General features: G+C 66.9%; 19 protein-coding genes. 6 read left to right on the top strand and 13 right to left on the bottom strand.

Annotated features, from left to right (window positions below; all coding sequences use genetic code 11):
* Window position 1: 1 nt before the first annotated feature.
* Window positions 2-1,435 (top strand): FAD-dependent oxidoreductase, encoded by a 1,434-nt coding sequence (locus tag HMPREF2914_RS02830; RefSeq protein ID WP_003095829.1) that lies wholly within the window; start codon window positions 2-4, stop codon window positions 1,433-1,435.
* 176 nt (window positions 1,436-1,611) lie between these two features.
* Complete coding sequence (gene hemE / locus HMPREF2914_RS02825; RefSeq protein WP_019486037.1) at window positions 1,612-2,679, top strand: uroporphyrinogen decarboxylase; 1,068 nt, start codon at window positions 1,612-1,614, stop codon at window positions 2,677-2,679.
* A gap of 120 nt (window positions 2,680-2,799) precedes the next feature.
* Here the strand turns inward: hemE and HMPREF2914_RS02820 are convergent, their stop codons facing one another.
* The gene (locus HMPREF2914_RS02820; protein WP_023092704.1) at window positions 2,800-3,780 is read right to left on the bottom strand and encodes a PA5033 family protein; all 981 of its coding nucleotides are present in this window, start codon (window positions 3,778-3,780) and stop codon (window positions 2,800-2,802) included.
* Window positions 3,781-3,853: 73 nt separating this feature from the next.
* Window positions 3,854-4,927: an AraC family transcriptional regulator gene (locus HMPREF2914_RS02815; protein ID WP_003095821.1), complete on the bottom strand. Its 1,074-nt coding sequence runs from the start codon at window positions 4,925-4,927 to the stop codon at window positions 3,854-3,856.
* Between the two features lie 111 nt (window positions 4,928-5,038).
* Here HMPREF2914_RS02815 and HMPREF2914_RS02810 point away from each other — a divergent pair, with 111 nt between their 5' ends.
* Window positions 5,039-5,968: an oxidoreductase gene (locus HMPREF2914_RS02810; protein ID WP_003095820.1), complete on the top strand. Its 930-nt coding sequence runs from the start codon at window positions 5,039-5,041 to the stop codon at window positions 5,966-5,968.
* Between the two features lie 27 nt (window positions 5,969-5,995).
* Here the strand turns inward: HMPREF2914_RS02810 and HMPREF2914_RS02805 are convergent, their stop codons facing one another.
* On the bottom strand, window positions 5,996-7,312 hold the full coding sequence (locus HMPREF2914_RS02805) for an MFS transporter (RefSeq protein WP_003095819.1): 1,317 nt from the start codon (window positions 7,310-7,312) through the stop codon (window positions 5,996-5,998).
* A 175-nt stretch (window positions 7,313-7,487) separates the two neighbouring features.
* Between HMPREF2914_RS02805 and HMPREF2914_RS02800 the strand changes: the two genes are divergently transcribed.
* Complete coding sequence (locus HMPREF2914_RS02800) at window positions 7,488-8,393, top strand: LysR family transcriptional regulator (RefSeq protein ID WP_003095817.1); 906 nt, start codon at window positions 7,488-7,490, stop codon at window positions 8,391-8,393.
* 90 nt (window positions 8,394-8,483) lie between these two features.
* Window positions 8,484-9,251, top strand: coding sequence for a ParA family protein (locus HMPREF2914_RS02795; RefSeq protein WP_003095812.1), 768 nt, complete (start codon window positions 8,484-8,486; stop codon window positions 9,249-9,251).
* A 21-nt stretch (window positions 9,252-9,272) separates the two neighbouring features.
* Here HMPREF2914_RS02795 and HMPREF2914_RS02790 read toward each other — a convergent pair whose 3' ends face one another.
* The 8 genes from HMPREF2914_RS02790 to HMPREF2914_RS02755 all read right to left on the bottom strand — a co-directional run bounded on the left by HMPREF2914_RS02790 (window position 9,273) and on the right by HMPREF2914_RS02755 (window position 22,095).
* On the bottom strand, window positions 9,273-10,088 hold the full coding sequence (locus HMPREF2914_RS02790) for a universal stress protein (RefSeq protein WP_003095811.1): 816 nt from the start codon (window positions 10,086-10,088) through the stop codon (window positions 9,273-9,275).
* A 112-nt stretch (window positions 10,089-10,200) separates the two neighbouring features.
* Window positions 10,201-10,653 carry a YiiD C-terminal domain-containing protein gene (locus HMPREF2914_RS02785; RefSeq protein WP_003110186.1) on the bottom strand — a complete coding sequence of 151 codons (453 nt, stop codon included), beginning with the start codon at window positions 10,651-10,653 and terminating at the stop codon, window positions 10,201-10,203.
* 90 nt (window positions 10,654-10,743) lie between these two features.
* Window positions 10,744-12,021 (bottom strand): bifunctional O-acetylhomoserine aminocarboxypropyltransferase/cysteine synthase, encoded by a 1,278-nt coding sequence (locus HMPREF2914_RS02780; RefSeq protein WP_003114564.1) that lies wholly within the window; start codon window positions 12,019-12,021, stop codon window positions 10,744-10,746.
* 136 nt (window positions 12,022-12,157) lie between these two features.
* On the bottom strand, window positions 12,158-13,132 hold the full coding sequence (locus HMPREF2914_RS02775; RefSeq protein ID WP_003095804.1) for a sulfite exporter TauE/SafE family protein: 975 nt from the start codon (window positions 13,130-13,132) through the stop codon (window positions 12,158-12,160).
* A gap of 150 nt (window positions 13,133-13,282) precedes the next feature.
* Window positions 13,283-14,743 carry a protein adenylyltransferase SelO gene (selO, locus tag HMPREF2914_RS02770; RefSeq protein WP_023092703.1) on the bottom strand — a complete coding sequence of 487 codons (1,461 nt, stop codon included), beginning with the start codon at window positions 14,741-14,743 and terminating at the stop codon, window positions 13,283-13,285.
* Between the two features lie 66 nt (window positions 14,744-14,809).
* A complete protein-coding gene (mscK, locus tag HMPREF2914_RS02765) occupies window positions 14,810-18,166 on the bottom strand; it encodes a mechanosensitive channel MscK (RefSeq protein WP_003095799.1) in 3,357 nt (1,118 codons plus the stop codon).
* Window positions 18,167-18,257: 91 nt separating this feature from the next.
* Complete coding sequence (locus HMPREF2914_RS02760; RefSeq protein WP_003161655.1) at window positions 18,258-20,000, bottom strand: potassium/proton antiporter; 1,743 nt, start codon at window positions 19,998-20,000, stop codon at window positions 18,258-18,260.
* 292 nt (window positions 20,001-20,292) lie between these two features.
* On the bottom strand, window positions 20,293-22,095 hold the full coding sequence (locus tag HMPREF2914_RS02755) for an acyl-CoA dehydrogenase (protein WP_023092702.1): 1,803 nt from the start codon (window positions 22,093-22,095) through the stop codon (window positions 20,293-20,295).
* A gap of 301 nt (window positions 22,096-22,396) precedes the next feature.
* Here HMPREF2914_RS02755 and HMPREF2914_RS02750 point away from each other — a divergent pair, with 301 nt between their 5' ends.
* Window positions 22,397-23,233 (top strand): 23S rRNA (adenine(2030)-N(6))-methyltransferase RlmJ, encoded by an 837-nt coding sequence (locus HMPREF2914_RS02750; protein WP_003095790.1) that lies wholly within the window; start codon window positions 22,397-22,399, stop codon window positions 23,231-23,233.
* Window positions 23,234-23,236: 3 nt separating this feature from the next.
* Here the strand turns inward: HMPREF2914_RS02750 and msrA are convergent, their stop codons facing one another.
* Both msrA and dipA read right to left on the bottom strand, forming a co-directional pair.
* The gene (gene msrA, locus HMPREF2914_RS02745) at window positions 23,237-23,884 is read right to left on the bottom strand and encodes a peptide-methionine (S)-S-oxide reductase MsrA (RefSeq protein ID WP_023092701.1); all 648 of its coding nucleotides are present in this window, start codon (window positions 23,882-23,884) and stop codon (window positions 23,237-23,239) included.
* Window positions 23,885-23,978: 94 nt separating this feature from the next.
* Window positions 23,979-26,678, bottom strand: a complete 2,700-nt coding sequence (gene dipA / locus HMPREF2914_RS02740; protein ID WP_003106476.1) for a phosphodiesterase DipA — start codon at window positions 26,676-26,678, stop codon at window positions 23,979-23,981.
* Window positions 26,679-26,810 lie beyond the last annotated feature (132 nt).

The raw sequence follows: 26,810 nt of genomic DNA, 5'->3' as shown, positions 1-26,810 counted from the left end.
TATGTCTGAACGTCTGAATTCCGACCGCCTGAACAACGACTTCCAGTTCATCGAAGTCGGGCGCAAGGACCCGAAGAAGAAGCTGCTGCGCCAGCGCAAGCGCGAGTTCGTGGAGATCCACGACCTGTTCAAGCCGCAGCAGGCCGCCGACCAGGCCCACCGCTGCCTGGGCTGCGGCAACCCCTACTGCGAGTGGAAGTGCCCGGTGCACAACTTCATCCCGAACTGGCTGAAGCTGGTTTCCGAAGGCAACATCCTGGCCGCCGCCGAACTGTCGCACCAGACCAACACCCTGCCGGAAGTCTGCGGCCGGGTCTGCCCGCAGGACCGCCTCTGCGAGGGTGCCTGTACCCTCAACGACGGCTTTGGCGCGGTGACCATCGGCTCGGTGGAGAAATACATCACCGATACGGCCTTCGCCATGGGCTGGCGCCCGGACCTGTCCAAGGTCAAGCCGACCGGCAGGCGCGTCGCGGTGATCGGTGCCGGCCCGGCCGGCCTCGGCTGCGCCGACGTGCTGGTGCGCAACGGCGTGACCCCGGTGGTGTTCGATCGCAACCCGGAGATCGGCGGCCTGCTGACCTTCGGCATTCCCGAGTTCAAGCTGGAGAAGCACGTCCTCAGCCGTCGCCGCGAGGTGTTCACCGGCATGGGCATCGAGTTCCGCCTGAACACCGAGATCGGCAAGGACGTGACCATGGAGCAGTTGCTCGATGAGTACGATGCCGTGTTCATGGGGATGGGCACCTACACCTACATGAAGGGCGGTTTCCCCGGCGAGGACCTGCCGGGCGTACACGACGCCCTGGACTTCCTGATCGCCAACGTGAACCGCAACCTCGGCTTCGAGAAGTCGGCCGAGGACTTCGTCGACATGAAGGGCAAGCGCGTGGTGGTCCTGGGCGGCGGCGACACCGCGATGGACTGCAACCGCACTTCGATCCGCCAGGGCGCCAAGTCGGTGACCTGTGCCTATCGCCGTGACGAAGAAAACATGCCGGGCTCGCGCAAGGAAGTGAAGAACGCCAAGGAAGAGGGCGTGAAGTTCCTCTTCAACCGCCAGCCCATCGCCATCGTCGGCGAGGACCGGGTGGAAGGCGTGAAGGTGGTCGAGACCCGTCTCGGCGAGCCGGACGCCCGCGGACGCCGCAGCCCCGAACCGATCCCCGGTTCCGAGGAGATCATCCCGGCGGAAGCCGTGCTGATCGCCTTCGGCTTCCGGCCGAGTCCGGCGCCGTGGTTCGAGCGCTTCGAGATCGCCACCGACAGCCAGGGCCGCGTGGTGGCTCCGGCGCAGGCGCAGTTCAAGCACCAGACCAGCAACCCGAAGATCTTCGCCGGTGGCGACATGGTCCGTGGTTCCGACCTGGTGGTGACGGCGATCTTCGAAGGACGTACCGCGGCCGAAGGCATCCTCGACTACCTTGGCGTCTGACCCGCGGCGCCACCGGCGCTGCGACAAATCACCGCGATAGACAAAAGGCACGGCCCCCGCCGTGCCTTTTGTTTTGTGCTTTGCGACAATAGCGGCCCTTTTCGCCCGCCGGCCTGTGGATAACCCTCTTCCGCACGTGCCCGCGTGAAGCCAGCAGCCTTTGATCGGATGCCGTTATGACTGCCCTGAAGAACGACCGCTTCCTCCGCGCCCTGCTCAAGCAGCCCGTCGATGTCACCCCCGTCTGGATGATGCGCCAGGCCGGTCGTTACCTGCCGGAATACCGTGCCACCCGTGCCAAGGCCGGCGATTTCATGAGCCTGTGCATGAACCCGGAGCTGGCCTGCGAAGTGACCCTGCAGCCGCTGGACCGTTACCCGCAGCTGGACGCCGCGATCCTCTTCTCCGACATCCTGACCATTCCCGATGCCATGGGCCAGGGCCTGTACTTCGAGACCGGCGAAGGCCCGCGCTTCCGCAAGGTGGTCTCGTCGCTGGCCGACATCGAGGCGCTGCCGGTTCCCGACCCGGAACAGGACCTGGGCTATGTGATGGACGCCGTGCGCACCATCCGCCGCGAGCTGAACGGCCGCGTACCGCTGATCGGCTTCTCCGGCAGCCCCTGGACCCTCGCCACCTACATGGTCGAGGGCGGCTCGAGCAAGGACTTCCGCAAGTCCAAGGCGATGCTCTACGACAACCCCAAGGCCATGCACGCTCTGCTGGACAAGCTGGCGCAATCGGTGACCAGCTACCTCAACGGGCAGATCCGCGCCGGCGCCCAGGCGGTGCAGATCTTCGACTCATGGGGCGGCAGCCTGTCGGCGGCGGCCTACCAGGAGTTCTCCCTGGCCTACATGCGCAAGATCGTCGATGGATTGATCCGTGAGCACGACGGACGCCGGGTGCCGGTGATCCTCTTCACCAAGGGAGGCGGCCTGTGGCTGGAGTCGATGGCCGAGGTCGGCGCCGAGGCGCTGGGCCTGGACTGGACCTGCGACATCGGCAGCGCCCGGGCCCGTGTCGGTGAGCGTGTAGCCCTGCAAGGCAACATGGATCCCTCGGTGCTCTACGCCAATCCGGCGGCGATACGCGCCGAAGTCGCGCGGATCCTGGCGGCCTACGGCAAGGGTACGGGGCATGTGTTCAATCTCGGCCACGGCATCACCCCTGAAGTCGACCCGGCCCATGCCGGCGCCTTCTTCGAGGCGGTGCACGAGCTGTCGGCGCAGTACCACGGCTGAGCCGGAACGAAAGAAGGGGAGCCGAGGCCCCCCTTTTTCATGCGCGGGCCGACGGCCCTCCGGCGCGTTGCTTGGCGGGGCCGCGCCGGTGGCGTACCCGCCCTACGCAAACCGCCCGGCTCAGTTGCTTACCTTGCCGGTGCGGTCGTTGATCACGAACAGCTTGCCGTTGGCGTCGCGCACGAGGATTTCCGCGCCCGGCTGGCCATCCATGTCGGCCACCGAATCGATGCTGTAGTTGACGTCGCCGATGCGGTAGTCGCTGCTGGCGCCGCTGGCGTGGTGGATGACCCGCACCTTGCCCTGCATCACCACGATCAGCTCGTTGCCCGGCTTGCCGTCGGTGTCCGCGGTGCCGCCATAGAGTGCCCAGGCGCTGGCGCCGATGCTGTATTCCTTGCGGGAACTGGCGTTGCTGATCACGTAGATGCCGGTGCTGGTGCGGCCGATGATCTCCGCGCCGGGCTGGCCGTCGAGGTCGGCGATCTGTGCGAGTGCGTGGTAGCCGCTGAAGGTGAAGTCCTTGGCGCCACTGGTGCGCGGGTCGATGACCTTGACGCCGTTGCCCATGTTCAGCACCAGTTCCTTGCCCGGCGCGCCGTCCACGTCGGCGACGTCGAACAGGCCCCAGGTGCCGTTGTAGCTGAAGGTGGCGTCGCGTTGCGTACGGGTGCGATCGAATACGGTGCGCACGCCGTTGCCGATGCTGAGGATGACTTCGTCGCCGGCGACGTTGTCGACGTCGGTGGCACGCATGATCGCCCAGGAGACGTTGCCTACCGGGTACTTGCGCTGGGTGGTGCTGGCGTGGGAGACGATCACCATGTCGGGACCGGCCTTGACCAGGATTTCCGCGCCGGGCTGGCCGTCGGTATCGGTGGCGCCGAAGACCGACCAGACCACGTTGCCGAAGCTGTAGTTGCGGGTGCTGCCGCCTTCCACCACCTGCAGGTTGGCGCCGTCGCGGTAGACCGCGGCGAGCTGGCCGTTGCCCCGCAGGTCCCAGGTTCCTACCAGAACGCCGGCCGCCTGGGCTGCGCTGGCGCAGAGGGAGAACAGTGCCGTGCCGAGCAGGCAGGCGCGCTTGATCGCTGGTTTCATAAAGTCCCTTTCATATCGCTGTCGAGGCCGGCCGGATGCCGGCCGCAGCAGCATAGGACAGCGCTTGCCGCGCTCAAGGGAAACGCGAGGGATTTGTCGAGCGCTTGGCATTTGTTCGTGAAACTGGTTGCCCGCCCAGCAGGCGGGCGCGGGTGTCGCTCGGCGGCTCGCCGGTCCAGCGCTTGAAGGCGCGGGTGAAGTTGGTTGGATCGCTGTAGCCCAGGTACAGGGCGATACGCTGCAACGACACCTCGGGACGCCGCAGCAATCGCAAGGCCTGGCGCTGGCGAGCCTGGCCGAGCAACTGGCGAAAGCTGGTGCCGGCGTCATGCAGATGCCGCTTGAGGCTGCGGCTGGACAGGTGCAGGCGCGTGGCTACTTCCTCCAGGTTGGGGAAACGCTGTTCCTGGCGTTCCAGCTCCAGCCGCACGCGGGCGCAGATGTCCCGGCGGCCGGCATCGAGCAGCGCCAGTTCGCGTTCGCAGTGTTCGCGGGCGCGGCGCAATGCAGCCGGATCGGCCATCGGTAGCGAGCGGGCGAGCAGGATGGCGGGGAACACCAGCTGGACGTGGGCCTGGTCGTAGCGGCACTGCGGCAGTGGCACAGGCACGGCAGGTTCGGGATAGTCGAAGTCGAGCCTGCCGACCAGGGCCGGTTCGCCGAGCAGCCAGGCGCCGGAGCGATACAGGCCGATCAGCAGGGCTTCGCTGAAGTACCGGTGCAGCGCCGGCGGGAGCGCGGGGCCTGGCAGCAGGCGCAGGATCACCTGCTCGTCCTCGCGCAGCAGGCTGATTTCGACGTTGCCCTGCAGCAGCGGCATGTAGCGCAGCGCCAGGCACAAGGCATCGCCGAGCGTCGCCGAGGCCATCATCGCGTAGCCCAGGCTGCCATGGGCGGTGGGAGGCGTGCGCAAGGCGAGCTGTGCGCCGAGGCCGGGGTCGCCGCTCAGCGCGAGCGCCGCGGCGGCGATCGCCTGGTACTGCTGCGATGTGACGCGTGCTTCCGGCTCTTCCAGTCGCAGCGTCGACAGACCGATTTCCCGCAGCAGCGCGCGTCCGTCCAGGCCGCGTTCCTCCAGCAGGCCGAGCAGCAGGCGCGGATAGGCGGCGGTGATGGTCGGTGCGTCGGAGTCCGTGCGGCGGCTCATGCTGGCGTGTCCTGGCCCGAAATGATCGGCAGTCTGGCGCGAGCGCGTCTGCCGCTGCATTGGCTGGCGCCGCGATACTGCCCGACAACGCAGTCAAGCGGAGAACGAGCGATGCATCCCTGGGCACGACGCAACATTCCGCAACTGGCCGGGCGCCTGGCGCTGGTCACCGGCGCCAACAGCGGCCTGGGTTGGCAGGCGGCGCGCACGCTGGCCGGCAAAGGGGCAACCGTGGTGATGGCCTGCCGCAATCGCGAACAGGCGGAGCGGGCGCGGCGGGCGATCCTCGACGAGTATCCCCAGGCACGCCTGGAGCTGGCCGATCTCGACCTGGCCGACCTCGCCTCGATCCGCGCCTGCGCCGCCGGTTTCCGCCAGCGCCACGAACGCCTCGATCTCTTGTTCAACAACGCCGGAGTGATGTTCCTGCCCCTGCGGCGTACCCGCGACGGTTTCGAGATGCAGATGGGCACCAATCACCTTGGCCACTTCGCGCTTACGGGACTGCTGCTGGACTCGTTGCTGGCCGCTCCACGGCCCAGGGTGGTGGGTATGACCAGCGGTTTCAACCAGTTCGGCCGGCTGCCGCTCGACGACCTCAACGCCGAGCGCGGCTACAACCGCTATCTCGCCTATTGCCACAGCAAGCAGGCCAATCTGCTGTTCAGCCTGGAGTTGCAGCGCCGCGCCGGCCAGCGGGGCGTGCTTCTGCAGAGCCTGGCGGCGCATCCGGGCTACGCGGCGACCAACCTGCAGTACGCGGCACCGGCGATGTCCGGTTCGCGCCTGGGACGCTGGGCGATGAAGGTGGCCAACGGAGCGTTCGCGCAATCGGCGGAGATGGGGGCGTTGCCGGCACTTTCCGCGCTGACCGAACAGCGCTGGTATGGCGGCGCCTATGTCGGCCCGGATCGCTGGCTGGAAACCCGCGGTTATCCGGCAGCGGCGCGGATTCCGCGGAATGCGCGCGACCTGGGGCTGGCCGCGCGGCTGTGGGCGCTATCGGAAGAACTGACCGGAGTACGCTTCTGGTCGGAGTGAAGGCGCCGGGAGACCGGCGCCTCGAACTCAGTGGGCGGGCTGCGCCAGGGTGTTGCCAGGCAGGGCCGGCAGGCGCGCCAGGTGCAGCGAGACCAATACCGCGACCACCAGCAGCGAGCCGATGAACAGCCCGATGCCGTTCCAGCCGTAGTAATGCCAGAACACCCCGCCGAGGGTGCCGGCCAGGCTCGAGCCGACGTAGTAGCTGAACAGATAGAGCGACGAGGCCTGGCCCTTGGCGCGCAGGGCGCGGCGCCCGATCCAGCTGCTCGCCACCGAGTGCGCGCCGAAGAAGCCGAAGGTGAACAGCAGCAGGCCGGCGAGCATCAGCGGGATCGGCTCGAACAGGGTCAGCAGCAGGCCGCCGAGCATCAGCAGGATGACCGCCCAGAGCACCTTGCGTCGCCCCAGCTTGTCGGCCAGCGAACCGACCCAGGCCGAGCTGTAGATGCCCGAGAGGTAAACCACCGAGAGCACGCCGACCACCGCCTGGCTCATGTGGTAGGGCTCGGCCAGCAGGCGGTAGCCGATGTAGTTGAACAGGGTGACGAAGCTGCCCATCAGCAGGAAGCCGATCAGGAACAGCCAGGGCAGTCCGGCGTCGCGGAAGTGCAAGCGGTAGCCGTTGAGCAGGGTCGCCGGCTTCAGCGGTGCCGGCCGGAAGTGTTTCGACTCGGGCAGCACGCGCCAGAACACCAGCGCGGCGACCAGGGCCAGGCCGCCGAGGACCGCCAGTGCGGCATGCCAGGAGATGAAATCGACCAGGACGCCGCTGATCAGGCGTCCGCTCATCCCGCCGATGGCGTTGCCGCCGATGTACAGGCCCATCGACAGGCCGATGTGCTGCGGATGGATCTCTTCGCTGAGATAGGTCATCGCCACCGCGGCCAGGCCGCTCAAGGACAGCCCGACCAGCGCGCGCATCAGCAGCACGCCATGCCAGGTGGGCATCACCGCGCTGCCGAGGGTGAACAGCGCGGCGGCCAGCAGCGAGACGACCATCACCGGCTTGCGGCCGATCGCGTCGGAGATCGGGCCGGTGACCAGCAGGCCAAGGGCGAGCATGGCGGTGGCGACGGACAATGCCAGGCTGCTTTCCGCGGCGCTGATGGAAAACGCCTTGGACAGCACCGGCATCATCGGCTGGATGCAGTAGAGCAGGGCAAAGGTGGCGAAACCGCCGGAGAACAGCGCCAGCGAGGTGCGCATGAACTGCGGGGTGCCTTTTTCGATATAGCGTTCGACTTCGGTGGCGGCTTCCAGCACCTCGTTGGCTGCTTCGCGGGCCGCCTCGATTAACGCGGGTTCTTCTTCGGCCTGTGGCCGGACTTGCGGATTGCTCACGGGGCACCTCTGGGGACGGTGGCGAGCAGGCACAACGAGGCCGCGCCACCTGGATTTCAGGGACAAGGGGTCGTTGTTGGAGGTTATGTGGCAAAGGATATAGATAGGTTTATATGATTTCCAATATATTGATCGACACGATTGATATGTAAAAAGACCTAATTGGAGGGGCCGCGTGGAACTCAGGCACCTGCGCTATTTCATCGCCGTCGCCGAGGAGCTGCACTTCGGCCGCGCCGCCGAGCGCCTGGGGATCTCCCAGCCGCCGTTGAGCCAGCAGATCCAGGCGCTGGAGGAGGAAATCGGTGCGCGCCTGTTCGAGCGCACCAACCGCCGCGTCGAACTCACCGACGCCGGCCGACTGTTCCTCGACGAGTCCCGCCAAGTGCTGGCCCAGGTAGACAAGGCGGTGCTGCTGGCGCGTCGGGCCCACCTGGGGGAACTGGGCGAGCTGAAGATCGGTTTCACTTCCTCGGCACCCTTCACCTCGACCATACCCAGCAGCATCCATGCCTTCCGCAAGGCCTATCCGGACGTACACCTCGACCTGCAGGAAATGAGCAGCCGCCAGGTACTCAAGGCGCTGCTCGAGGAAAGCCTGCAGGTGGGCGTGATCCGTCCGCTGGCGCTGCCGGATGCGGTGCATTGGGTGGAGTTGTTCCGCGAACCGCTGGTGGCGGTGCTGCGGGCCGACCATCCGCTGGCGGCCGGCAGCGAGGATGGCCTGGCCATCGCCGCCCTGGCCGAGGAGCCCTTCGTGTTCTTCCCGCGCAGCTATGGCACCGGGCTCTACGACCAGGTCATCGCCCTGACCCGACAGGCCGGCTTCAGCCCGCGCATCGCCCAGGAGGCCAGCGAGGCGATGACCATCATCGGCCTGGTCTCGGCCGGACTGGGGGTGTCGATCCTGCCGGCGTCGTTCCGCCGCACCCGGGTCGACGGCGTGGTCTACCGCACCCTGAGCGATCCCGAGGCGACGACTGCGGTATGGCTGGTCCGCCGGCAGAACGAGGGCTCGCCGCTGGCGCTGTCCTTCATCGACCTGGTGACCCGCGAGGCGGCCAGCCTGCGCCGGCGCTGAACCGCTCTATGTCAGGACCGAGACGGCGCTCGCGCTTGCCCGCGGCTTTGCCTATCATCCGGGATCAGGCTCGGCTCACGGAGATTTCCCATGCGGCGCGTGGTGTTCAATCAGAAAGGCGGGGTAGGCAAGTCCAGCATCGCCTGCAACCTGGCGGCGGTCAGCGCGGCGGAGGGCTATCGCACCCTGCTGGTGGACCTGGACGCCCAGGCCAACTCCACGCACTACCTGACCGGACTGACCGGCGAGGACCTGCCGGTGGGGATCGCCGACTTCTTCAAGCAGACCTTGTCTTCCGGGCCCTTCAGCAAGAAGGGCAGGGTCGACATCTACGAGACGCCGTTCGACAACCTGCACATCGTCACCTCCAGCCCCGAACTGGCCGACCTGCAGCCGAAGCTGGAGTCGAAGCACAAGATCAACAAGCTGCGCAAATTGCTGGACGAACTGGACGAAGACTACGATCGGATCTACCTGGATACCCCGCCGGCACTGAATTTCTACACGGTATCTGCGCTGATCGCTGCCGATCGCTGCCTGATTCCCTTCGATTGCGACAGCTTCTCCCGCCAGGCGCTGTATGGCCTTCTCCAGGAGATCGAGGAACTGCGCGACGACCACAACGAAGACCTGCAGGTCGAGGGCATCGTGGTCAACCAGTTCCAGCCGCGCGCCAGCCTGCCGCAGCAACTGCTCGACGAGCTGGTGGCGGAGGAACTGCCGGTGCTGCCGGTGTACCTGATGAGTTCGGTGAAGATGCGCGAGTCGCACCAGGCTTGCACCCCGCTGATCTTCCTCGAACCGCGGCACAAGCTGACCCAGCAGTTCGTCGAGTTGCACGGGCTGCTCGAAAGCTGAGCAGCCTCTGCGGCAGCGCTTCTACGAGGTAACCAGGACGTCGCAGCTCGGCTGGCGCAGGTAACGCTGCGCCAGGTTGCCGAGCAGCGCCTGCATCAGCGCGTTTCGGCTGTGCCGGCCGAGGGCGAGCAGCTCCGGCTGGCGCTGCTTCAACGCGGCGTCCAGGCTGTACGGCAGCACGCCGGGAACCACTTCGTGGCTCAGCTGCGGCCCGACGCCCGGCAGGCGCTCCTGCTCGTCGCTCAGCAATTGTTCGATCAGCCCGGCCTGGGTGGCCAGGTGCGCGGCATTCTGCCGGGGCAGGCCGAGCACGCCGTCGTCGGGGGACTCGAACACGTGCAGGGCGTGCAGGTCGGCTTCCACCGGCAGCAGGCGGTAGGCCTGGCGCAGCGCGGTACAGGCGCACTGGGAAAAGTCCAGGGCGCTGAGCGCCTGGCGGTAGGGTTCGTCCGCCTCGCGCACGGCGAGCAGCACCGGCACCCGGCTGCGCCGCACCACTTGGTCGAGGGTGGTGTTGCCGAAGCGTTCGAAGGTCTTCTGGTGGTGTGCGCCCATCAGCAGCAGGTCCGGTTCGAGCGCCCGGGTCTGCTGCAGGATGCCGTCGATCGGCTGGCCCCTGAACAGGTGGATGGCGCTGTCCTCGTCGAGGCCGGCCTCCTTGCGCTTGAGTTGCAGCATGGCGCTGACGGTCTTCACCGCCGACGCCGATAGCCCCGGGTCGTACACGTGCAGCAGACTGACCCGCGCATCGTGCTGGCGGGCCAACTGGGCGGCGCGGGCGAGGGCGACGTCGGCTTCCGGGGTGAGGTCGTGGGCGACCAGGAGGTGGCGGATCATGGCGGACTCCGTGGGATGGCTACGCTGGCTTCCCCACTGTCGCGCCGCAGCTCGCTACGGACCTTGATCCACGGCAGAAAAAACCTTCGCCGGGCCCTGCGAAATCTGCCAGTCAGGGTCGCGCGTGGCTGCGTAGCTGGTACAGCGCGGCGCTTTCCGCCACTACCTCGCCCTGCTCGTCGGTGAGTTGCAGTTCGAGGCTGTATTCGGCCTTGCCGTGCTCCCCGGCCTCGGTTTCCAGTTGGCGGATGCGCTCGGCATCCAGGCGTGCCTCGACGCGTATGTCGCCCTTGGCCGGACGGCGGAAGCGCAAGGTCATCTCCTTGACGATGGGATAGAAGCGGGCGCTGTCGAAGCTGGTCAGGAACAGCGCGCCACCGGGAAGTTCGGCGAGGGTGAAGAGCGCCCCGGCGTACATGCTGCCGATGTGGTTCTCGTTGCCGGCGCCCGGCATGCGCAGGCGCACGTAGCCGGGTTCGAGGACTTCCGCCCTGAGTCCGCTGCGCTGGACGAAGGCGATCTTTTCTTCGGTCAGGTGCCTGGCGAGTTCGGTGGGCAGTGGCATGGCGCTCTCCATGTCGGGGATCCCAGCCAGACTAGCCGGCCGGCCAGGCCGGGCAAGGACCGAAACGCTCGCCCGGACTGACCGATCCGCTCAGCGTGCGGCGGCGGCCAGGGCCTGGTCGAGGTCGGCGAGGATGTCGTCGATGTGCTCGATGCCGATCGACAGCCGCACCATGTCGTCGGAGACTCCGGCGCGGGCCAGTTCCTCCGCGTTCAACTGGCGGTGGGTGGTGCTCGCCGGGTGGCAGGCCAGGGACTTGGCGTCGCCGATGTTGACCAGCCGCACCACCAGCTTCAAGGCGTCGATGAAGCGCGCGCCGGCGGCGCTGCCGCCCTGGATGCCGAAGGACAGGATCGCCGCCGGGCGGCCCCCCAGGTAGCGCCGGGCCAGGGCGTGCTCGGGGTTGTCGGCGAGGCCGGCGTATTTCACCCAGGCCACCTGCGGATGCTGCTGCAGGTAGCGGGCCACGGCGAGGGCGTTGTCGCAGTGGCGCTCCATGCGCAGCGCCAGGGTCTCCAGGCCTTGGAGGATGAGGAAGGCGTTGAACGGCGAGAGCGCCGCGCCCATGTTGCGCAGCGGTACCACCCGGCAGCGGCCGATGAAGGCGGCGGGTCCGAAGGCCTCGGTGTAGGTGACGCCGTGGTAGGACGGATCGGGCGTGTTCAGCAGCGGGAAGCGCGACTTGTTCGCCGCCCAGTCGAATTTGCCGGAGTCGACCACGATCCCGCCGATGCTGGTGCCGTGGCCGCCCATGTACTTGGTCAGCGAGTGCACGACGATGTCGGCGCCGTGCTCGAACGGCCGGCAGAGCACCGGGGTGGCTACCGTGTTGTCGACGATCAGCGGCACGCCGTGGCGGTGAGCGGCGTCGGCCAGTGCCTGCAGGTCGATGATGTTGCCCGCCGGGTTGCCGATGGTTTCGCAGAACACGGCCTTGGTCCGCTCGTCGATCAGCGCTTCCAGGGCGGCGACGTCGTCGTGGGCGGCGAAGCGCGCCTGGATGCCGATGCGTGGCAGGGTGTGGGCCAGCAGGTTGTAGGTGCCGCCGTAGAGCTTGGCCACCGAGACGATGTTGTCGCCGGCCTCGGCGACGGTCTGGATCGCGTAGGTGATGGCCGCCATCCCCGAGGCCACCGCCAGCGCCCCGACCCCGCCTTCCAGCGCCGCGACGCGCTGTTCCAGTACGTCGTTGGTGGGGTTCATGATCCGTGTGTAGATGTTGCCCGGTACCTTCAGGTCGAACAGGTCGGCGCCATGCTGGGTGTCGTCGAAGGCGTAGGAGGTGGTCTGGTAGATCGGCACCGCCACCGCGCGGGTGGTCGGGTCAGGGCTGTAGCCGGCGTGGACGGCCAGGGTTTCCAGTTTCATGCAGCGTTCCTTCGGGCAGATTGGAAGGACGCAGCATGGGAAAGCGCGCCGGGCGGGTCAATGCGCCCGGGCAAGGAAAAGCGTGCCTGGTTAGACCGTTGTGTTCGCCGCTTATGCCTGAGCGGCGGCGTCGGTTTCAGCGCAGGCCGATGTAGATGTTGTAGGCGCTGATCAGGGTGATCAGGGTGCCGACGATGACCAGCAGGGTGCGCGGCGAAAGCTTCTTGCACAGCAGGGCGGCGAACGGTGCGGCGAACAGGCCGCCGAAGACCAGCCCGGCGACCATCTTCCAGGTGTCCGGCTGGCCAGCGAGGAGGATGAAGGAGGTGGCGCTGGCGATGGTCAGGAAGAACTCGGCGAAGTTCACCGAGCCGATGGTGGTGCGCGGGTCGCTACCCGAGCCGATCAGGCTGCTGGTGACCACCGGGCCCCAGCCGCCGCCGCCGGCAGCATCGACGAAGCCGCCGAAGAGTGCCAGCTTGGCCACGTGGCGCGGTGCCCGGCGCTTGATCACGTGGCGGTAGGCCTTGCTCAGGATGTACAGGCCCATCAGCAGCAGGTAGGCGGAGATGAAGGGCTTGAGCTGGTGGCCGTCGAAGCGGGTGATCAGCACGGCGCCGAGCACCGCGCCGATCATTCCCGGCAGCAGCAGGCGGAGGAAGAGTGACTTGTTGACGTTGCCGAGCTTGACGTGGGAAATCCCGGAAAAGCCGGTGGTGAACACTTCGGCGATGTGCACGCTGGCGCTGGCAGCGGCCGGCGTGGCACCAGCGCTGAGCAGGAAGGTAGTCGCGGTGATGCCATAGGCCATGCCCAGCGCACCGTCGATCACCTGGGCGAAGAAGCCCACCGCCACCGCGCTCCAGAAACCCCGGCTGGTCAGGGCCTGCTCGATGATCTCGAAGCCGTTGCTGCCGCCGTTGTCGAAGAACAGGCGCCAGGCCAGGAAGGCGAGCAGGCCGACCAGGATCAGCACCGCCGCCCACATGGCGGCGCGCAGTACCGGGTGGTCGTCCGGATGGGTGACGAAATCTTCGACAGGAGGCAGACCTAGCGCCTGGTGTTCGGTGTTGATCGAACTCTGGCTGAGATCGAGGTCGCGTATCTTCATGCGGCAAGGCGCCTGACAGGAGGTGGTAGAACAGGCTGGAATAAGTGTGGCGGCGAAGATAATCGGCTTTTCTTAGTGCGTCTAAGAAGTTTTCCGAAGGTATTTATTCCATTGCGGCATTATCGGCCGCCGTTCTGTCAGGGCATCCCGTCAGGAGGAGCAACTGATTTCCAGGTGCCGCCCCCAGTCCGGCGGGCGCCGAGTGAAGCGCTCCATGCCCGGCTGTTCCTCGAACGGGCGACTCAGCACCTGGTGCAGCAAGCGGACTTCCGTGTAGTCGCCCTGCTCGGCCGCTTCGATAGCCTGCTGTGCCAGGTAGTTGCGTAGTACATAGAGCGGATTGACCGCGTGCATGCGCCGGCGCCGCGACTCCTGGTCTCCGCCTTCTTCCTCGACGCGCCGGCGGTAGGCCTCGGCCCAGCGGTCGAAGGCCTCGCGGTCGACGAAGTCGTCGCGCAGGCTGGCCAGCGCCCGCTCCGGAGTCTCCTCGCCGAGTCGGCGGAAGAACAGCGAGTAATCCACTGCGCTGCCCTGCATGCGCTGCAACAGTTCCTGGACCAGGGCCTGGTCGTTCTCCGCGGCGACGCCCAGGCCCAGGCGCCGGCGCATCAGGTCGAGGTAGTGGGCCTGGTAGAGGGGCAGGAACAGGTCGAGGCTGGCGCGCAGTTCGTCCACTTCCACCAGTGGCGTCAGCGCCTGGGCCAGGGCGGCCAGGTTCCAATGGGCGATCGGTACCTGGTTGCTGAAGGAGTAGCGGCCGGCGTCGTCGGAGTGATTGCAGATGTGATTGGCGTCGAAATCGTCGAGGAAGGCGTAGGGCCCGTAGTCGAAGGTAATGCCGAGGATCGACATGTTGTCGGTGTTCATCACCCCGTGGCAGAAGCCATAGGCCTGCCAGCGGGCGATGAGTTCGGCGTTGCGCTCGACGACCTGGAGGAACATCGCCGCGTACGGCCGCTCGGCTGCGTTGCAGTCGGCGAAGTGGTGTTCCTGGACGAACGCCGCCAACTGTTTCAACTGGTCGTGCTGGCGGGTGTAGTAGAAATATTCGAAGTGACCAAAGCGCACGTGGCTGGGCGCCAGGCGCAGCAGCATCGCCGCGCTTTCCTTCTTCTCGCGCCAGACCGGCGTGCTCGAACCGATCACGCAGAGCGCCCGGCTGCTGGGAATGCCCAGTGCCGGAAGGGCTTCGGAGGCGAGGAACTCGCGGATCGACGAGCGCAGCACGGCGCGGCCGTCACCCATCCGCGAGTAGGGGGTCTGGCCGGCGCCCTTGAGGTGCAGGTCCCAGTGCTCGCCGGCCTGGTTTATCACCTCGCCGAGCAGCAGGCCGCGGCCGTCGCCCAGGCGCGGGTTATAGGAGCCGAACTGGTGGCCGGAATACACCATCGCCCGCGGCTCGGCCTCCGACCACAGCTTGTGCCCGCCGAACAGCTCGGCGAACAGCGCTTCGTCACTGGTTTCCGCTGGCAGGTCGAGCAGCGCCAGGGCGGCGGGGCTGGCTACCACCAGGCGCGGCTCGGCGATGGGGTCGGGCAGGACTTCGGTGGAGAAGGCGTCGCCCAGGCGGGCGAAGCGGTTGTCGAAGTCGAGGTCGTCGAGTGATTTCAAGAGAGGCCTCCGGCAATTCCCGAGCATTGTGCTGGGAATTGCCGGAGGGCGTCCAGGCCCGGAGGTTCAGCGGGTCGGTTCGGCGGGACCGTCCTGGCCCTTGAGCGCGGGCGGATTGCCGACGCCGCTGTGCTGCGGCTCGCCGACGAACAGCTGGACCTGCTGGCCCTGGAGGTTCTTGACGAACACATCGACCTGGTTGAAAGCCATGTCGATCTTGTGTTCGCGGAAGCTGGTGGCGATCTTCGTCAGGATCTCGTCGGTGGAGGGGTTGCGGTCGCCCAGTTCGCGGACGTGGAAGCGCAGCTCGTAGTCGAAGGTACTGGCGCTGATGGTCAGGAAGTACAGCAGCGGCTCCGGGTCGCGCAGTACCCGCGGGTTTTCCTTGACCGCCTGCATCATCAGCTTGCGCGCCAGCGGCAGGTCGGTCTCGTAGGCCAGGCCGATCTTGATGGTGACCCGGGTCACGGTATCGCTCAGCGACCAGTTCACCAGTTGCCCGGTGATGAAGGTCTGGTTCGGGACGATGATCTCCTTGCGGTCGAAATCGGTGATGGTGGTGGCGCGGATGCGGATCCGACTGACCGTGCCGGACAGGTTGCCGATGGTCACCACGTCGCCGATTCGCACCGGACGCTCGAAAAGGATGATCAGGCCGGAGACGAAGTTGGAGAAGATCGCCTGCAGGCCGAAGCCGAGGCCTACCGAGAGCGCCGCCACCAGCCATTGCAGCTTGTCCCAGCTGACCCCGAGGGTGGACAGGGCGCTGACGATGCCGATGCCGCTGATGGCATAGGAAAGCAGGGTGGTGGTGGCGTAGGCGCTGCCCTGGGCCAGGGTCAGGCGCTGTAGCACCAATACCTCCAGCAGGCCGGGCAGGTTGCGCGCCAGGGCCACGGTGACCACCGCGATGGCCAGCGCCGCGAGGAAGTCGCGCAGGCTGATCGGCACGCTGGTGGCCGCTTCGCCGGTGCCGGCGGTGTACTGGTACAGGGTGACGTTGTCGAGGTAGGAGATCACGCTGATCAGGTCGGCCCAGACCCAGTACAGGCAGACGATGAAGCCGATCAGCAGGGCCAGGCGGATCAGCCGCAGCGATTGCTGGTTGATCTGCTCGATGCCGAGGGTCGGCTCCTCGACGTTGGTCTCGCCGTCGACGCCTTCCTTCGCCGCGTTCTGCCGTTTCGCCAGGGCCCGGGCGTAGGCCAGGCGCCGGGCCGCCACACCCAGGCCGCGGACGAAGGCGGCCTCGATGACGAACCAGAGCAGCAGCAGGTAGAGGGTATCGATGAGACGGTCGGTGAGCTTCAGCGAGGTGTAGTAGTAGCCGAAGCAGACCGCGACGAAGAGCACCAGCGGCAGCGCGGTGAAGAGGAGGCCGACGATCATCTTGATCAGCGACGGACGCTCGTCGCCGGGGCTGCTGAACAGCAGGCGGCTGAGCAGCCAGGCCATGGCCGCGTAGCCGAGCAGGACCACGGCGATGCCGATCACGTCGTCGGCCAGGCTCGCCGGCTGGTGCTCGGCCACCGTCACCACGCCGACCAGCGCCAGGACCACAACGCCGAGGCGGACCAGGTGCCGGTCGAGGAAGCCGACCTGTTCGCGGCTCCAGTGGAAATGCCGCTCGGCGATGCCGCCCGGGGTGAGGATGCGATGGGCGGTGTAGAACAGCAGCCAGACCTGGGCCATTTCCAGCAGGGCGCTGCCGAGGGTGGCGTTCTGGCCGCGGGCGTCCAGCAGCAGGGCCAGGCCGGCGACGGCGAAGGTCAGGGTGCCGGGCAGGGCGAGGAGGATGGTGATCAGGATCGCCAGCGGGGTATGCAGCTGGCTGTCGCGCTTGAAGTGGCCGATGTCGTCGTTCAGCTCCGCCAGCTTGTCGTACAGGTAGCGGCGTTTCCACAGCAGCGCGGCGATCAGCAGGAACAGCGGCAAGAACAGCAGCGGCCGATCGACCAGGCCTTCGCCCAGTTCACGCACCCCGGAGCCCCAGGGGATCTCGGTGAGCTGGTTCTTCAGCAGGGTCGGGGTCATCTTGAACCAGGACAGGTCGAGCGGCTGGTTGCTGGGAATCCAGAACATCTGCTCGTCGAGGGTGGTGCGCAGGCTCTCGCTGGTGGAAAGCAACTGCTTCTGGTTCAACTGCAAGGTGATCGCTTCGTTGAGCAGCGCGTTGAGTTCGTGGTTGAGCCGTTCGAGCAGCTCGGAACGGGTTGCCAGCAGGGTGTCGAGATCCTTGCGCAGTTCCGGCGTGACCTGCTCGCTGGGCTGCTGGGCGAGCAGGTCGTCCAGGTATTGCTGCGGGGTCGCCAGCTTGTCGCGTTCCTGGTTCAGTTCGAACTGGCCGAGGCGCAGGTCGGCGATCTCGTCGGCCAGGCTCTGGTCGGTCTTGATCTTCGGCAGCGCCTGTTTCTGCTTGTAGAGGATGCGCGACAGCAGCAGGCTGCCGCGCAGGACGTTGATCTGTTCCTCGAGGGCCTGGTTGGACTGGGTCAGGTTGTCCAGTTGCTGCTTGGTCTCGAGGTTGCGCCGGGTGAGCACGTTGAGGCGGTCGGTGGCGCGCAGCAGGTAGTCGGAGAGACGCAGGTTCTTGGCGTTCTCCTGGCTCAGCAGGCTGTCGGTGCCGGCCCCCTGGGCGCCTTCCTTGGACAGCTCGGCGACGGTCTTTTCCGACTGCTCGCGGCGCTTCTCGCTGATCAGCGCCTGCAGGTCGAGGGTTTCCTTTTCCAGGCGCGAGATCTTCTCGGTGAGCAGATCGTGCTGGCTCTTGCCGAGGTCCTGCAGCAGGTTGTTGCCGGCCAGCTCCTGGCGCAACAGCTGGCTCTGCACGGTCAGCGCGGCCTGCTCGGCGAGCAGCTCGCCGCGACGGTCGGCGTTGATCGCCTTGCCGCTTTCCTTGCCGGCCTTGAGCAGCGAGCCGATCTCCAGGATTCGTGCCTGCATGCTGCTGATGCCGGCCTGGGCTCGTTCCGGGCGGGTCTCGGCGGTGATCGACAGGCTGTTGGCCTCGCCCAGGGCCTTCTGCCACTCGGCCTGCTGGGTGGTGCGGTCGTTGAGCAGCATCTCCAGGCGGGCCACGCTCTCGCCGCTGTAGCGCTCGCTGACCGGGCGTTCGCGGGTCTTCTTCAGGCGCTCCAGTTCGCGCTGGTTATCCTCGATCTGCCGGGGCGCGTCGCTCAGGCGCTTTTTCAGGTCTTCCAGGCTCTGCAGCGCTTCGTCGCGCGCGGCGAGGAACTTGAGGGTCTGTTCGAGTCTGGCCTTGACGACCTTCTGGTCGGCTTCGGCGAGCTTGCGTTCGGCCAGCTTGTCGAGGCTTTGCTGGACGGCTTCGGCCGAGGGCGGCTCGGACTGGGCGAGGAGCGGCGGACTGGCAAGGCAGAGGCCGAGGAAAAGAGTAGCGATCAGGGAGCGGAGGGCAGGCATGGTCGAGAAGAGACTCGAAGAAGGGTGAATGCAGGTTAGTGGTGGCTCCGGGACGCCGCAAGGCGTCACGGAACGGGGATTCGACAGGAAATCAGAGGAAAAGTCCGGGCCCTGGGCGGCCTTCCGGAAACTTCACGCCGACCTTGCGGATACGGTTGCCTTCCAGGGCGGCCACGGTCCAGGTCAGGCCGTTCCACTCCACCTGGTCGCCGATCACCGCTTCGCCGCCGATCTCGTGGGCGATGAAGCGGCCCAGCGCTTGCTCGCCGTCGATGCCGTCGAGCTTCAGGCCGTAGAGCGAGGCCACCGCCGACAGCTGGGCATCGCCTTCCAGCACGAAGTCGCCGAAGAAGCGCGCGCCGAGGCCGCGGTCGGGCGCCTGGCTGAACAGCTTGCCGAGGGCCGGCAGGTCGTGTTCGTGGCCGATCACGCAGAGGATGTCGTCGGCCTCGAGGATGGTGCTGCCCGACGGGTGGAGCAGTTCGGTGCCGCGGAACAGCGCGGCGATCCGGGTCCCGCCGGGCATCTTCAGCTCGCGCAGGGCGGCGCCGATGCACCACTTTTCCTTGTTCAGGTGGTAGACGAACAGCTCCCACTCGCTGGTCGGGTGGATCTCCAGGCCGGCGCGGGATATCGGTGCCGGGTCCGGCGGCACCACCACCCGCAGCAGCCTGGCCGCCCAGGGCAGGCTGGTGCCCTGCACCAGCAGCGAGACCAGGACGATGAAGAAGGCCACGTTGAAGAACAGCTGGGCGTTCGGCAGGCCGGCCATCAGCGGGAACACCGCGAGGATGATCGGCACCGCGCCGCGCAGGCCGACCCAGGCGATGAAGGCTTTCTCGCGGTCGTGGAAGGCGCGGAACGGGATCAGTCCGATCAGCACCGACAGCGGCCGCGCCACCAGGATCATCCACAGCGCCAGGGCCAGCGCCGGCAGGGCGATCGGCCACAGGTCGTGGGGGGTGACCAGCAGGCCGAGGACCAGGAACATGCCGATCTGCGCCAGCCAGGCCATGCCGTCGAGCATGTGCAGGATGCCGTGGCGGCTGCGGATCGGCCGGTTGCCGAGGAGCAGGCCGCACAGGTAGATGGCCAGGATGCCGCTGCCGCCGACGGCGTTGGCCAGGGCGAACACCAGCAGGCCGCCGCTGATCACCAGCAGCGGGTAGAGGCCGCCGGCCAGGTGCATGCGGTTGATCAGTTGCAGCAGCAACCAGCCGCCGCCGAGACCGAGCAGGGCGCCGAGACCGAACTGCTGCACCAGGTGCAGGGCGAAGCCCCAACTGAGGCCGGTCTGGCCGCTGGCGAGCATCTCGATCAGGGTCACGGTGAGGAATACCGCCATCGGGTCGTTGCTGCCCGATTCGATCTCCAGGGTCGCGGTGACCCGCTCGTTGAGACCTTTGCCGCCGAGCAGGGAGAACACCGCGGCGGCGTCGGTGGAGCCGACGATGGCGCCGATCAGCAGGCCTTCCATCCAGTGCAGGTCGAACAGCCAGGCCGCCGCGATGCCGGTCAGGCCGGTGGTCACCAGCACGCCCAGGGTGGCCAGCGACAATGCCGGCCAGAGCGCCACGCGGAAGCTGGAGACGCGGGTGCGCAGGCCGCCGTCGAGGAGGATCACGGCGAGCGCCAGGTTGCCCACCAGGTAGGCCACCGGATAGTTGTCGAAGACGATGCCGCCGACCCCGTCGTTGCCGGCGATCATGCCGACGGCGAGGAAGATCACCAGGATCGGGATGCCCAGGCGGGAGGACAGCGAGCTGACGAGGATGCTCATGCCGACCAGCACCGCCCCGATCAGGAAGAAATTATTGACGGTGACGGCGTCCAAGGTCGGCCTCCTCGCGGCGGGACAGGGGGAAGGCGACGCTACGGGTCGGTTTTACGTAGGGGAATTACGTAGACAGGATGCAGGCCGCATGCCAAGTGATTCTAACCTGCGGATTTGGCGGACTGTAAAGGGGCGTCGGCGGTTTTTTTCGAAGGAATTCCGAGGCTTTCGCGTTGTCCGGGCGAGTGCGCGCGAACTCGCTGGCGTGGCCGCCAGGCAACGGCAACCCGGCGTTCATGCCCGGACATAAAAAAGCCCCGGACGTGACCGGGGCGGGAAAGGGCAGGCAGGATCAGAACCATTCTTCCTGCATGCTCGAACACACGTCGTCGCGGGCCTCCAGCAGCGCCAGTTCGTGGTGGCAGCCAGGCACTTCCCAGGTCAGGAAGTAGCGAGCGGCCTGCAACTTGCCGCGATAGAAGTCGGCGTCGGCGCAGTCGCCGCGAGCCAGCCCTTCCTCGGCGCGGATCGCCTGCTCCAGCCAGCGCCAGCCGATCACCGCATGGCCGAACACCTTCAGGTACAGCGCCGAGTTGGCCAGGCCCTGGTTGACCTGGCCCTGCATCAGGTCGCCGAGCAGTGCCAGGGTCACTTCGGACAGCCGCGCCACCAGCCGTTCCAGCGGCTGGCGCAGGGCGGCCAGGGATGGATGGGCTTCGGCGCGCCGGCAGGCGTCCTGGATCAGGCGGGTCAGCTGGCGCAGGCCGGCGCCGTTGTTCTGCCCGACCTTGCGTCCCAGCAGGTCGAGGGACTGGATGCCGTGGGTGCCTTCGTGGATCGGGTTCAGGCGATTGTCGCGGTAGTACTGTTCCACCGGGTATTCGCGGGTGTAGCCGTGGCCGCCGAGGATCTGGATCGCCAGCTCGTTGGCCTTCAGGCAGAACTCCGAGGGCCAGGACTTGACGATCGGGGTCAGCAGGTCGAGCAGTTCGTGGGCCTGGCGGCGCTGTTCGTCGTCCTCCAGGGTCTGGCTGTCGTCGAACAGGCGCGCGGCGTACAGGCCCAGGTCGAAGGCGCCTTCGACATAGGCCTTCTGGGTCAGCAGCATGCGCCGCACGTCGGCGTGGCGGATGATCGCCACCTGTGGCGCGCTCGGGTCCTTGCCGTCCGGCAGGCGGCCCTGCGGGCGTTCGCGGGCGTACTCCAGCGAATAGAGGTAACCGGCATAGCCAAGCATCACCGCGCCCATGCCGACGCCGATGCGCGCCTCGTTCATCATCTGGAACATGTAGGCCAGGCCGTGGTGCGGTTTGCCCACCAGGTAGCCGACGCAGGCGCCGTTGTCGCCGAAGTTCAGCGCGGTGGAGGTGGTGCCGCGATAACCCATCTTGTGGAACAGGCCGGCGAGGATCACGTCGTTGCGCGGCCCTAGGCTGCCGTCGGCGTTGACCAGGAACTTCGGCACGATGAACAGCGAGATGCCTTTCACCCCCGGCGGGGCATCCGGCAGCTTGGCCAGGACCATATGCACGATGTTCTCGGAGAGCGGGTGGTCGCCGCCGGAGATGAAGATCTTGTTGCCCTTGATCCGATAGCTGCCGTCGGCGGCCGGTTCGGCACGGGTACGGATGTCGGAGAGGGAGGAGCCGGCGTGCGGCTCGGTGAGGGCCATGGTGCCGAAGAAGCGGCCCTCGATCATCGGTTGCAGGAAGCGCCGCTTCTGCTCCTCGCTGCCGAAGCTCTCGATCAGGTTGGCGGCGCCCATGGTCAGGAACGGATAGGCCGAGCTACCGACGTTGGCCGCCTGGAAGTGGGCGAAGCAGGCCTGCGACAGCAGGGTCGGCAACTGCATGCCGCCCTGCTCGAAGCTGCGGGTGGCGTTGAGGAAGCCGGCGTCGAGGAAGGCATCCACTGCCGGCTTCACTTCCGGAATCAGCGTGGCTGAGCCATTCTCATAGAGCGGCTCGTGTTCGTCGCCCTTGCGGTTGTGCGGGGCGAACAGCTTTTCCGCCAGGCTCCGCGCGGTGCCGAGGGCGGCATCGAAGGTTTCGCGGCTATGTTCGGCGAAGCGCGGGCGCTGGGTCAGGGCTTCGGCATCGAGGACTTCGTACAGCTCGAACGCCAGGTTGCGGGAACTGAGCAGGGTTTCGGACATGACGACCTCGGCGAAAGGGGATCGTGGGGCGGCGCGGCGAAGGCATCGACCGTCGCAGGCGGTGCCAGGGTGCCAGCGAGTCTAGGCTGGTGAATGAAGGTCGCCAACCAACATCGACATGCGTGATACAAGGGCCAAACCTGCGACGGCGAGACCGCTGCCGAAGCCTCGGGAGGCTGGTAGAATCCGCGCCCCTCGCCCATGGGCGAGGGCCTGTGCCGACGCGGGGTCGGCGTGAATCCGCCGGGGCCGGGCGGTCCGGCTAGCAGCGCTGCCTGGCGCTGTCCAAGGAGCAGTCATCATGAACTATCGTCACGCTTACCACGCCGGCAACCATGCCGATGTCTTCAAGCACCTGGTGCTGGCGCGGATCTTCGCCCTGCTGGGGCGCAAGGACACGCCGTACGCCTACCTGGACAGCCATTCCGGGGTCGGCCTCTACGACTTGCAGGGTGACGAGGCCAGCCGCACCGGCGAGTGGGAGCAGGGCATCGCCCGCCTGTGGGAGCGCGAAGGCCTGCCCGAGCAACTGGACGATTACCTGGACGTGATCCGTCACCTGAACCCGGACGGCTCCCTGCGCTACTACCCGGGCTCGCCGGAACTGGCACGGCGCCTGACCCGCGCCCAGGACCGCGTGCTGCTCAACGAACTGCATCCCGAGGACGGCCGCCTGCTCAAGGCCAACATGGCTGGCGAACGGCGGGTCGCCGTGCACCAGGGCGACGGTTGGCTGCTGCCGCGGGCGTTCCTGCCGGCGCCGGAAAAGCGCGCGGTGCTGCTGATCGATCCGCCGTTCGAGCAGGCCGACGAATTGCAGCGTTGTGTTGCTGCGCTCGACGAGGCGATCGGGCGGATGCGCCAGACGGTGGTGGTGATCTGGTATCCGATCAAGGACGAGCGCCAGCTCAAGCGTTTCTACCAGGCCCTGGAACGTAGCGTCGCGCCGAAGCTGCTGCGTGCCGAGCTGCACGTGCATCCGATCGACGACGCCGAGCGTTTCAACGGCTCCGGGCTGGCCATCGTCAATCCGCCGTGGCCGCTGGAGGACGAACTGCGCGACCTGCTGCCCTGGCTGGCCGAGGTCATGGCCCAGAGCCAGGGTGGCTGGCGTCTCGACTGGCTGGTGGCGGAATAGTCGTCAGGCCGGCAGGCACACCCCGGTGCCGCCCAGGCCGCAGTAGCCGTTGGGGTTCTTCGCCAGGTACTGCTGGTGGTAGGCCTCGGCGTAGTAGAAGGGCGGGACGTCGGCGATCTCGGTGGTGATGCGGTCGTAGCCGGCTTTCGCCAGTTCGGCCTGGAAGTTCACCCGGCTGGCCATGGCCGCGGCCTTCTGGGCCGCGTCGAAGGTGTAGATCACCGAGCGGTACTGGGTGCCGATGTCGCCGCCCTGGCGCATGCCCTGGGTCGGGTCGTGGGCTTCCCAGAATACCTTGAGCAGCTGTTCGAAGCTGGTCTCCTGCGGGTTGTAGACCACCAGCACGACCTCGCTGTGGCCGGTCAGGCCGGAGCAGACTTCGTCGTAGGTCGGGTTCGGCGTGTAGCCGCCGGCATAACCCACCGCAGTCACCCAGACGCCCGGTTGCTGCCAGAGGCGACGCTCGGCGCCCCAGAAGCAGCCCATGCCGAACAGCACCTGTTGCAGGCCGGCGGGGAATGGCGCGGTCAGCGGGCGGCCGTTGACGAAGTGCGCTTCGGGCACCGGCATGGCGCTTTCGCGACCCGGCAGGGCCTGGTCCGGCGTGGGCAGCTCGCTTTTCTTGGTGAGGATTTCAGAACGCAGAACCATGGCTCTCGTCTCCTGCTCAGGGGGTAGGCGAATGACTCGCGGATGAGCACAGAGAGTACAGCCTTTCCGCGCCGGCGGGGGAGGCCTGGGGCGATCAGTGCAGGGTGCGGCAGGGATAGCGCAGCAGGCTGGTATTGAGCAGGTCGCTGGGGATCGGCCGGTCGAACAGGTAGCCCTGGCCGATGTCGCAGCGGTTGCGCCGGAGGAAGGCCAGTTGCTCGGCGCTCTCCACGCCTTCGGCGACTACCTTGAGCTTGAGGTTGTGGGCCATGGCGATCACCGCCGAGGTGATTTCCATGTCGTCCTGGCTGTCCGGGATGTCCTTGATGAAGCTGCGGTCGATCTTGATCACGTCGATGGGGAATTTCTTCAGGTAGCTCAGTGACGAGTAGCCGGTGCCGAAGTCGTCCATCGCCAGGGTCAGGCCGAGGCTCTTCAGGCGTTCGAGTTGCTGGCGGGTATCGTCGGTGGCGTCCAGCAGCAGGCTTTCGGTGAGCTCCAGTTCCAGCTGGCTGGCCGGGATGTTCTCTTCGTGGAGGATCGCCGCGATCGAGCCGACCAGGTCCGGGTCGGTGAACTGCTTGGGCGACAGGTTGATGGCGATCTGCAGCTCGCCCAGCCCGGCCTCGGCCAGCTCGCGGGCCTGGCGACAGGCTTCGCGGATCACCCACTTGCCGATCGGCACGATCAGTCCGGTTTCCTCGGCCACGCTGATGAAGCGGTCCGGGCGGATCATGCCTTTTTCCGGATGCTGCCAGCGCAGCAGGGCTTCCAGGCCGAGCAACTGGCCGCTGCGCAGGCACAGCTTGGGCTGGTAGTGCACCGCCAGTTCGTTCTGCGCCAGGGCGCGGCGCAGGTTGCTCTCGACGAACAGCTTGTAGCTGGCCTCGGCGGTCAGCGCCTCGGTGAACACCTGGACCTGGTGCTTGCCGTTGGCCTTGGCCTTGTGCAGCGCCAGGCCGGCGTACTTCATCAGGGTCTGCGGGTCGCAGCCGTGCTGCGGGGCGCTGGCCAGGCCGATGGAGCCGGTGATGTTGATCAACTGGTTGTCGACGAACAGCGGCTTGTCGAGCATGTGCAGGACCTGCGCGGCAATGCTTTCGCCCTTTTCCACCGCGGTGTCGTCGAGCAGCACGGCGAACTCGTTGCTGGCGAAGCGCGCCAGGGTGGCGCCGTCGCCGAGGCAACTGCGCAAGCGCCGGGCCAGGCTGACCAGCAGCTTGTCGCCGGTCTGGTGGCCGAGGCTGTCATTGATCCGCTTGAAGTTGTCGATGTCCACCAGCAGCAGGCTGAGCGGGCGGTCGCCGCTGCTTTCCAGGCGTTCCTCGAGGGCGCCGATGAAATAGTGCCGGTTGGCCAGGCCGGTGAGGTTGTCGCGGTAGGCGAGTTTCTCGATGTGCTGCTGGGCCAGCTTGTTCTGCGTGATGTCTTCGTAGATGCCGATGTAGTGGGTCAGCTCGCCGAGATCGTCGTAGACCTTCGACAGCGACAACTGGCCCCAGTAAGGCTCGTGGTTCTTGCGGCGGCTGCGGAACTCGCCCTGCCAGCTGTTCTGCTGGGTCAGCGCGGAACGCGCGTCGAACAGCAGCTCGCTGAGGTTCTCCAGCGCCGGAAGCTCGGACAGGCGTCGGTTACGCACTTCGTCGGCGCTGTACTGGGTGATCGAGGTGAAGCTCGGATTGACGTATTCCACCACGCCGTCGCGGTCGATCAGCAGGAAGGCGCTGGCGCTCTGTTCCACCGCGCGCTGGAACAAGTGCAGGGCGCTGGAGACATTGCGTCGCTCGTGGTTCATCAGGACCTGCGCGTACTGGTCGGCGAGTTCCCCGGCGAAGGCGATCTCGTCGCTCTGCCACATGCGGTTCTCGCCGGCGTGTTCCAGGCACAGCACGCCGACCACCTCGCCGCCGATGCGGATGGTGGCGTCGAGCAGGGCGTTGACGCCCAGCGGCTTCAGGTAGTCCTTGTAGAGTTCCTGGGTGCGTGGGTCGCGCTGGGCGTTGTGGGCGTCGATGGCGCGCCCGCTGTGTACCGCCTCGAGGTAGGCGGGGTAGCGGCTGGCGTCGATGCTCTGGGGCTTCTCGTACTGGTCGAGGTCGCGGCGGTAGACGGTCACCGCTTCCAGGCGCTGGTCGTCGAGCAGGCGCCAGATGCCGGCGCGCGCGGTGCCGTAGGCTTCGCAGGCGGCCTGGGTGATCAGTTGCGCGGCTTCCAGCAGCGGGTCGCTGGACAGGTAGCGATGGCGGGCCAGGCGGACGATCAGGTTCTGCTGGGTGCGCGAGCGCAGCAGGTGTTGCAGGTGGTCGTCCTGGGAGCGCTGGTAGAGGTCCAGGGACGCCTTCAGGCGCAGGTTCTGCGATTCCAGGTCGAGCAACTGTTCGCTGCGCTCGGCGCTCTCCGCTCGCTCCTCGACCATCAGGTAGCCGTGCAGCAACTGGCGGCCATGCTGCTGGAAGGCTTCGCCGAACTCCAGCATGGTCAGCACGCCGTTGGGTGTGTGCAGCTTGTAGCTCACCTGGTAGTGCGGGCGCTTCACCAGTTGCTGCTGGATCTGCTCGTGCAGGCGGTGGCGGGCCTCGGGTTCCATCAGGCTGGCGTAAGGCGCATCGAGCAGTGCGCAGAGGGTAGTCGCCGGCAGCCCGAGCTGGCGCTCGCAGGCAGGATCGAGGAACAGCAGTGCCCAGCTCGGCTCGTTCAGCCGCTCGAAACGCAGCAGCCCGAGCCGCGACGGCACGGGTAGCTGCGTGACAACCTCGGCCGCCGAACGGCTGGCGGCATCGGGATGACTTTTCATGCGAGGCTGATTCCAGGTACTGAGCGAGGGGGAGGCCTCGACCCGTTTCGATGGGGTGCAGGCAAAGGGTGCATTATGCCGATTGGTCTGACAAGTAACTCTGTATCGGCCCGGCAGGGCCCAAGTTAAGCG

It is taken from the genome of Pseudomonas sp. HMSC067G02 (assembly GCF_001813485.1).
In the GTDB taxonomy this organism is placed as follows: Bacteria; Pseudomonadota; Gammaproteobacteria; order Pseudomonadales; family Pseudomonadaceae; genus Pseudomonas; species Pseudomonas aeruginosa.
Note: the sequence above shows the minus strand (reverse complement) of the source record. Positions and strands in the feature narration are given on the sequence as shown.

What these genes read in the sequence shown, in the direction of transcription:
- HMPREF2914_RS02830 (WP_003095829.1), top strand. Translation starts at nt 2, where the DNA reads ATGTCTGAACGTCTGAATTCCGACCGCCTGAACAACGACTTCCAGTTC.
- hemE (WP_019486037.1), top strand. Translation starts at nt 1,612, where the DNA reads ATGACTGCCCTGAAGAACGACCGCTTCCTCCGCGCCCTGCTCAAGCAG.
- HMPREF2914_RS02820 (WP_023092704.1), bottom strand. Translation starts at nt 3,780, where the DNA reads ATGAAACCAGCGATCAAGCGCGCCTGCCTGCTCGGCACGGCACTGTTC.
- HMPREF2914_RS02815 (WP_003095821.1), bottom strand. Translation starts at nt 4,927, where the DNA reads ATGAGCCGCCGCACGGACTCCGACGCACCGACCATCACCGCCGCCTAT.
- HMPREF2914_RS02810 (WP_003095820.1), top strand. Translation starts at nt 5,039, where the DNA reads ATGCATCCCTGGGCACGACGCAACATTCCGCAACTGGCCGGGCGCCTG.
- HMPREF2914_RS02795 (WP_003095812.1), top strand. Translation starts at nt 8,484, where the DNA reads ATGCGGCGCGTGGTGTTCAATCAGAAAGGCGGGGTAGGCAAGTCCAGC.
- HMPREF2914_RS02790 (WP_003095811.1), bottom strand. Translation starts at nt 10,088, where the DNA reads ATGATCCGCCACCTCCTGGTCGCCCACGACCTCACCCCGGAAGCCGAC.
- HMPREF2914_RS02785 (WP_003110186.1), bottom strand. Translation starts at nt 10,653, where the DNA reads ATGCCACTGCCCACCGAACTCGCCAGGCACCTGACCGAAGAAAAGATC.
- HMPREF2914_RS02780 (WP_003114564.1), bottom strand. Translation starts at nt 12,021, where the DNA reads ATGAAACTGGAAACCCTGGCCGTCCACGCCGGCTACAGCCCTGACCCG.
- HMPREF2914_RS02775 (WP_003095804.1), bottom strand. Translation starts at nt 13,132, where the DNA reads ATGAAGATACGCGACCTCGATCTCAGCCAGAGTTCGATCAACACCGAA.
- mscK (WP_003095799.1), bottom strand. Translation starts at nt 18,166, where the DNA reads ATGCCTGCCCTCCGCTCCCTGATCGCTACTCTTTTCCTCGGCCTCTGC.
- HMPREF2914_RS02755 (WP_023092702.1), bottom strand. Translation starts at nt 22,095, where the DNA reads ATGTCCGAAACCCTGCTCAGTTCCCGCAACCTGGCGTTCGAGCTGTAC.
- HMPREF2914_RS02750 (WP_003095790.1), top strand. Translation starts at nt 22,397, where the DNA reads ATGAACTATCGTCACGCTTACCACGCCGGCAACCATGCCGATGTCTTC.
- msrA (WP_023092701.1), bottom strand. Translation starts at nt 23,884, where the DNA reads ATGGTTCTGCGTTCTGAAATCCTCACCAAGAAAAGCGAGCTGCCCACG.
- dipA (WP_003106476.1), bottom strand. Translation starts at nt 26,678, where the DNA reads ATGAAAAGTCATCCCGATGCCGCCAGCCGTTCGGCGGCCGAGGTTGTC.